Annotated in this window: 5 protein-coding genes; 3 read left to right on the top strand and 2 right to left on the bottom strand. The window is 31.2% G+C overall.

Annotated elements, in window-relative coordinates; translation table 11 throughout:
• Nucleotides 1-168: 168 nt before the first annotated feature.
• Together rpsA and EG814_RS20240 are read left to right on the top strand one after the other, a co-directional pair.
• Entirely contained in the window at nt 169-1,944 is a 1,776-nt protein-coding gene (rpsA, locus tag EG814_RS20235) for a 30S ribosomal protein S1 (protein WP_125723688.1), read from the top strand.
• Nucleotides 1,945-2,083: 139 nt separating this feature from the next.
• Nucleotides 2,084-4,729: a DUF7619 domain-containing protein gene (locus tag EG814_RS20240; RefSeq protein ID WP_125723689.1), complete on the top strand. Its 2,646-nt coding sequence runs from the start codon at nt 2,084-2,086 to the stop codon at nt 4,727-4,729.
• Nucleotides 4,730-4,832: 103 nt separating this feature from the next.
• Here the strand turns inward: EG814_RS20240 and EG814_RS20245 are convergent, their stop codons facing one another.
• Entirely contained in the window at nt 4,833-5,369 is a 537-nt protein-coding gene (locus EG814_RS20245; protein ID WP_125723690.1) for an ExbD/TolR family protein, read from the bottom strand.
• A gap of 198 nt (nt 5,370-5,567) precedes the next feature.
• Here EG814_RS20245 and EG814_RS20250 point away from each other — a divergent pair, with 198 nt between their 5' ends.
• A complete protein-coding gene (locus tag EG814_RS20250) occupies nt 5,568-6,122 on the top strand; it encodes a fasciclin domain-containing protein (protein WP_125723691.1) in 555 nt (184 codons plus the stop codon).
• A gap of 78 nt (nt 6,123-6,200) precedes the next feature.
• Here EG814_RS20250 and EG814_RS21370 read toward each other — a convergent pair.
• On the bottom strand, nt 6,201-6,277 hold a 77-nt coding region (locus EG814_RS21370), incomplete at its 5' end, for an IS3 family transposase (protein ID WP_164515286.1).

A 6,277-nucleotide genomic window follows, 5' to 3' on the forward strand; every position in this document is an offset into this window, starting at 1 on the left:
TAATCATATCGGTTTTGTTTTGTTAATTCAGAAAAATGTAGTAATTTTGCAGTCCTTTTGGCAGAGAAGAGTTTCCATTAGGAATCAACCATTTATGTAAAACAACTTCTGTTTTTTCTATCGCATAGAGAAACTCGAGAAAAGCAGAATACAAATTTTTTTATCAGCATGTCTGAACAATTAAAATCACAAGAAGAGTTTTTAGCAAATTTTAACTGGCATAACTTCCAAGAAGGAATTGATGCAGTAGATGAGAAAAACTTACAAGAGTTTGAAGAACTAGTATCAAAAACTTTCATCGCTACAGATCAAGAAGAAGTAGTTGAAGGTGTTGTTGTTAGAATTACAGATAGAGACGTTATCGTTGATATCAATGCTAAATCTGAAGGTGTTATTTCTTTAAACGAATTCCGTTACAACCCAAACTTAAAAGTAGGTGACAAAGTAGAAGTATTAATCGACATCCGTGAGGACAAAACAGGTCAATTAGTATTATCTCACAGAAAAGCACGTACTATCAAATCTTGGGATAGAGTTATTGCAGCTAATGAAACTGGAGAAATCGTTAACGGTTTTGTTAAATGTAGAACTAAAGGAGGTATGATCGTTGACGTATTCGGTATCGAGGCGTTCTTACCAGGATCTCAAATTGACGTTAAGCCAATTAGAGACTACGATGTATATGTAAACAAAATGATGGAATTCAAAGTGGTAAAAATCAACCACGAATTCAAAAATGTTGTTGTATCTCACAAAGCTCTTATCGAGGCTGATATTGAAGTACAGAAAAAAGAAATCATCGGTCAATTACAAAAAGGACAAGTATTAGAAGGTGTTGTTAAAAACATTACTTCTTATGGTGTGTTCATTGACTTAGGTGGTGTTGACGGATTAATTCACATTACTGACCTTTCTTGGAGTAGAATCAACCACCCAAGTGAAGTTCTTGAATTAGACCAAAAATTAAACGTTGTAATCCTTGATTTCGATGATGAGAAAACAAGAATTCAATTAGGATTGAAACAATTAAACGCTCACCCATGGGATGCTTTAGATGCTAACTTAACTGTTGGTGACAAAGTAAAAGGTAAAGTAGTTGTAATCGCTGATTACGGTGCATTTATCGAAGTTGCTGAAGGTGTTGAAGGTTTAATTCACGTTTCAGAAATGTCTTGGTCAACTCACTTACGTTCTGCACAAGATTTCGTAAAAGTTGGTGATGTTGTTGAGGCTGTTATCTTAACTCTTGACAGAGACGATCGTAAGATGTCATTAGGTATCAAACAATTATCTCAAGATCCATGGACTGACATTACTTCTAAATACCCAGTAGGTTCTAAACATACAGGTATCGTTAGAAACTTTACAAACTTTGGTATTTTCGTAGAATTAGAAGAAGGAATTGATGGATTAATCTACATCTCTGACTTATCTTGGACTAAGAAAATTAAACACCCATCTGAGTTTGTAAACGTTGGTGAAAAACTTGATGTAGTGGTATTAGAATTAGATGTTGAAGGACGTAAATTATCTTTAGGTCACAAACAAACTACCGCTAATCCTTGGGATCAATACGAAGATTCTTTCGCTGTAGGAACTATCCACAATGGTGAGATTTCTGAAATCGTTGACAAAGGAGCTACTGTAGAATTCGGAGATGATATCGTTGCTTTCATTCCAACTCGTCACCTTGAAAAAGAAGACGGAAAGAAATTGAAAAAAGGTGATACTGCTGATTTCAAAGTAATTGAATTCAATAAAGAATTCAAAAGAGTAGTTGCTTCTCACACTGCTATCTTCAGAGAAGAAGAAGAGAAAAATGTGAAAGCTGCAACTGAAAATACTTCATCTGCTTCTACTAATGCACCAGCTGCAACTTTAGGAGATAACAATGATGTATTAGCTGCTTTAAAAGCTAAAATGGAAAAAACTGAGAAAAAATAATTCTTAGCTTTTTTATAAATAGAAAGTCCCACAGTGATGTGGGACTTTTTTTTGTTTATTAAATTATATTTTTGTAAATTTTAACAAATAAAGTTGTGTTATTATCTGAAAAAGTTATTTTTGTATGAAAATACCACATATGAAAAAACTCTACTTTGTAATTTTAGCATGCTGCTTTTATAATTTTTCTACTGCCCAAATAATCAATATTCCAGATATCAATCTTAGAATGAAATTGATGTCGCTTAATCTTGACACGAATTCTAATTTTCAGATAGAAATTAATGAAGCGCTTGCTTTAAATTTTCTGGATATTAGCAATCAAAATATAAATTCTTTGCAAGGATTGGAATATTTTACCAATCTTCAGTATTTAAATTGCAGCAATAATCCAATTCTTATGAATGTTGATTTTAATGTATTCAAGAAACTTACCTATTTAAATTATTCTTATATACAAAGTGCTACAAGTATTATAATAGAAAATTCTAATCTTACTACATTAGTACTCGATGGATTAACTAGTTTAGATTATCTGCAGTGTAACGCAAATAAAAACCTAACTTCTTTAAGTATTGAGGGGGCAATAAATTTAACCACTCTTTGGTGTAATAATAATAGCCTGACCTCGTTAAATTTGCAGGGATTAACAAAACTTCAGGAAGTGCATTGTGATGTTAATCAATTGCAATCATTAGATGCGCGAAATTTAACAAATCTTAAAAGTTTAAGTTGTTCCGGTAATCAACTGACATCGCTAGGCGTTACTGGATCGACAAAACTGAGCTCATTATCTTGTTATTCCAATAAATTGCAGCAATTAGATGTAAGTGGGTTAACTAATCTTATTGATCTATCTTGTCATTCGAATCGATTTTCAAATCTTGACGTAAACGAATTAAGTAATCTTATTTATTTAGCATGCTATTCGAATCAATTGACAAGTCTTGATCTAAGCGGATTAACCAATCTTAAAGAACTGTATTGTGACGGAAATTCAATTTCTTCATTAAATTTAAACGGTTTAGGAAAACTAGAGTATGTAAACTGTAGCAGTAATCAATTGCAAGCTTTAAGCATAACAGGATTACAAAAACTAAAAGGTATTAAATGTATAAATAATAAGATTACAACCTTAGATTTAACGCAATTACCAAGTTTTACAAAATTAGAATGTTCTTATAACCAATTGAAAACATTAGATTTAAGTGATTTGAACAAGTTAAGCGAATTTAGTTGTTCGAACAATCAGCTTACCTCTTTATTTATAAGAAATGGCAGTAATGAATCTGGTTATTTAAACTTTTCAGAAAATCCAAACTTAGAATACATTTGTGCAGATGAAAGTCAGTTACCTTTAGTTCAAAGTCTTTTAGATACTTATGGATATATTAATTGTAATATAAATTCGTATTGTTCATTTGAACCAGCTGGAGAATTTTATACTGTTGTTGGAGAAAATAAAATAGACTTTAACAATAATGGCTGTGATGCTCAAGATTTAAGCTTGCCGAATTTGAAATTTAATTTATCAGATGGAACTAATACATCGAGTATTATTACTAATGGAAATTATTCGATTTCTTTGCCCGCAGGAACGCATTCGATTACTCCAGTTTTAGAAAATCCAGACTATTTTTCGATTTCACCTTCAGTTGTCAATGTAGATTTTCCATCACAGGCAAGTCCGCTAACTCAAAATTTCTGCATTACTCCAAATGGTGTACATTCTGATTTGGAAGTTGTTATTTTGCAAATCGATGTGGCAAGACCTGGATTTGATGCAAATTACAAGATTATTTATAAAAATAAAGGAAATACAATACAATCTGGAACAGTAAATCTGACATTTGACGATTCTGTTTTGGATGTTGTTTCAGTGAGTACGACAACATCTACTCAAACGGCAAATAATTTATTGTGGAATTTCGCAAATTTGAGACCATCAGAATCAAAAGAAATTACTTTAAATGTTAAAATAAATGCGCCAACAGCAACGCCAGCGGTGAATAATGGAGATATTTTAAAATTTACAACTACTGTTACTTCGCAGGATAATGATGAAAATCCGCTAGACAATACTTTTACCTTAAATCAGACAGTTGTAGGTTCTTACGATCCAAATGATAAGACATGTTTAGAGGGAACGGTAATTACGCCAGATTTGATTGGGCAATATGTTCATTACATGATTCGTTTTGAAAACACAGGAACCTATTCAGCTCAAAATGTCGTTGTAAAAGACATGATTGATTTGTCTAAATTTGATATTTCGACTTTAATTCCAACAAGTTCAAGCCATTCTTTTGTAACCAAAATTTCAGAAGGAAACAAAGTAGAATTTATTTTTGAAGGAATTAATCTTCCTTTTGATGATGCCAATAATGACGGTTATGTTGCTTTCAAAATAAAGACAAAATCAACATTAGTAGTTGGAGATTCTTTTACTAACGATGCTAATATTTATTTTGATTATAATTTTCCTATTTTGACCAATAAGGCAACTTCAACATTTAAAGCAACTTTAGCAAATCAGAATTTTGATTTCTCTAAGTATTTTGTTTTATATCCAAATCCATCTAATCAAATTTTGAATATTTCTCAAAATGAGAATATAGACATAAAATCTATTGAAATTTATGATGTTTTAGGACAAATAATAATAGCCGTTCCTAATGCGAAAACAACTTCAAATATTGATGTATCTAAGCTTAAAACAGGTAATTACTTTATAAAAGTTAAATCAGACAAAGGAAGCTCAAACACTAAGTTTGTTAAAATATAAATTAAAAAGTCCCACGGCAATGTGGGACTTTTGGTTTTAGATTTTTTCTTATTCGTAAACTTCAGCAGGAGTATAAAATTTCCTTGCAGAAGATATTTCTTAATTAATTTGAAGCTAATAATTTTGTTTCTTCTGGAGTGAACTCATTTACAATTGCGTAAGTATCAATTTTTGCAATTTCCATTTCATCCAAAATATCTACTAAATTTTTGAAATTGCAATTTTTACTTGGTTTGATAATTACAATTGCACCACGATTTGGTTTTCCATATTGAGCATATCTTTCGCGAATATTGGTATTTTTTGAATACAATTCTCTACGAATACCATCTTTGCTATAATCTACTTTTTTAGGTTCTTCTAAAGGGCGAAATAAAAGACCAGAATAGGTAATTATTTCATTGTTTTCATCTAATAAAACGGTTACAATTCGATCACTTATTCCTGCTCCGCAACTAATAACACCATCCCATTCATCCGATGGTCGATTTGGAAGACTTAAATCCACAGCTTTTGGTTTGCTCAACTCAATCGTAACCATAAAAAATATGATAAGCAAAAAAGAAACGCTGACCATTGCCGTTAAATCGACTCTTGAATTCAGTTTTCTGCTTCTAATTTTTTGAGGAATGTTTTTCATAATGAATGAATTTTTACTAAAGTTAATAATAAAATAGTAAAAAAATGAATTCAATTTTGAAAAATAATAAAAATATTATAATCCTTAAAGCCTCTGTATCAAAGGGATTTCTGTGGTTTCATAAAATTATATTTCAAACTTATAAAACCAAAGAGCATTTTAAGGCGTAAATGAGCTTATAACTTAAAATCATTAAATATGAAAACTAGAAAATTTTTAGCTCTTGCAGTTTTAGCTTTAGGATTTGCCTTTACATCAAATGCGCAAAAATCGGTAATGGTTGGTGGCGCAGCGATGTATCCAAATAAAAATATTATAGAAAACGCTGTAAATTCAAAAGATCACACGACTTTGGTTGCAGCAGTAAAAGCCGCAGATTTAGTTGAAACCTTAAAAGGAAAAGGGCCGTTTACTGTTTTTGCTCCAACAAATGAAGCTTTTGACAAATTACCAAAGGGAACAGTAGAAACGCTATTGAAACCTGAAAACAAAAAAATGCTTCAAGGAATTTTGACTTATCATGTTGCTGCTGGAAAATGGAGCTCAAAAGATATTGCTCAAGCAATAAAAGATGGGAAAGGTAAGGCGAGTATTAAAACAGTTGCTGGCGGAACCTTAACTGCTTGGATGAAAGGAAAAGATTTATACATCAGTGATGAGAACGGCAATAAAGCTAAAGTGACAATTGCAGATGTTAATCAGTCAAATGGTGTGATTCACGTTATTGATGCCGTTTTGCTTCCTAAAAAATAAAAATAAAAAATTCCAAATTTTAAATCCCAAATTCCAATTTAAACTAGACTGCACCCAAAAGTTTAGACAAATTTATAATTAATTTTTATAATAATGAGCTCGATATTGTATCGGGCTCATTCCTTTTAAATTTAGTTTTATCCTTTCATTATTAT

It is taken from the genome of Flavobacterium ustbae, from assembly GCF_003946915.1.
In the GTDB taxonomy this organism is placed as follows: domain Bacteria; phylum Bacteroidota; class Bacteroidia; order Flavobacteriales; family Flavobacteriaceae; genus Flavobacterium; species Flavobacterium ustbae.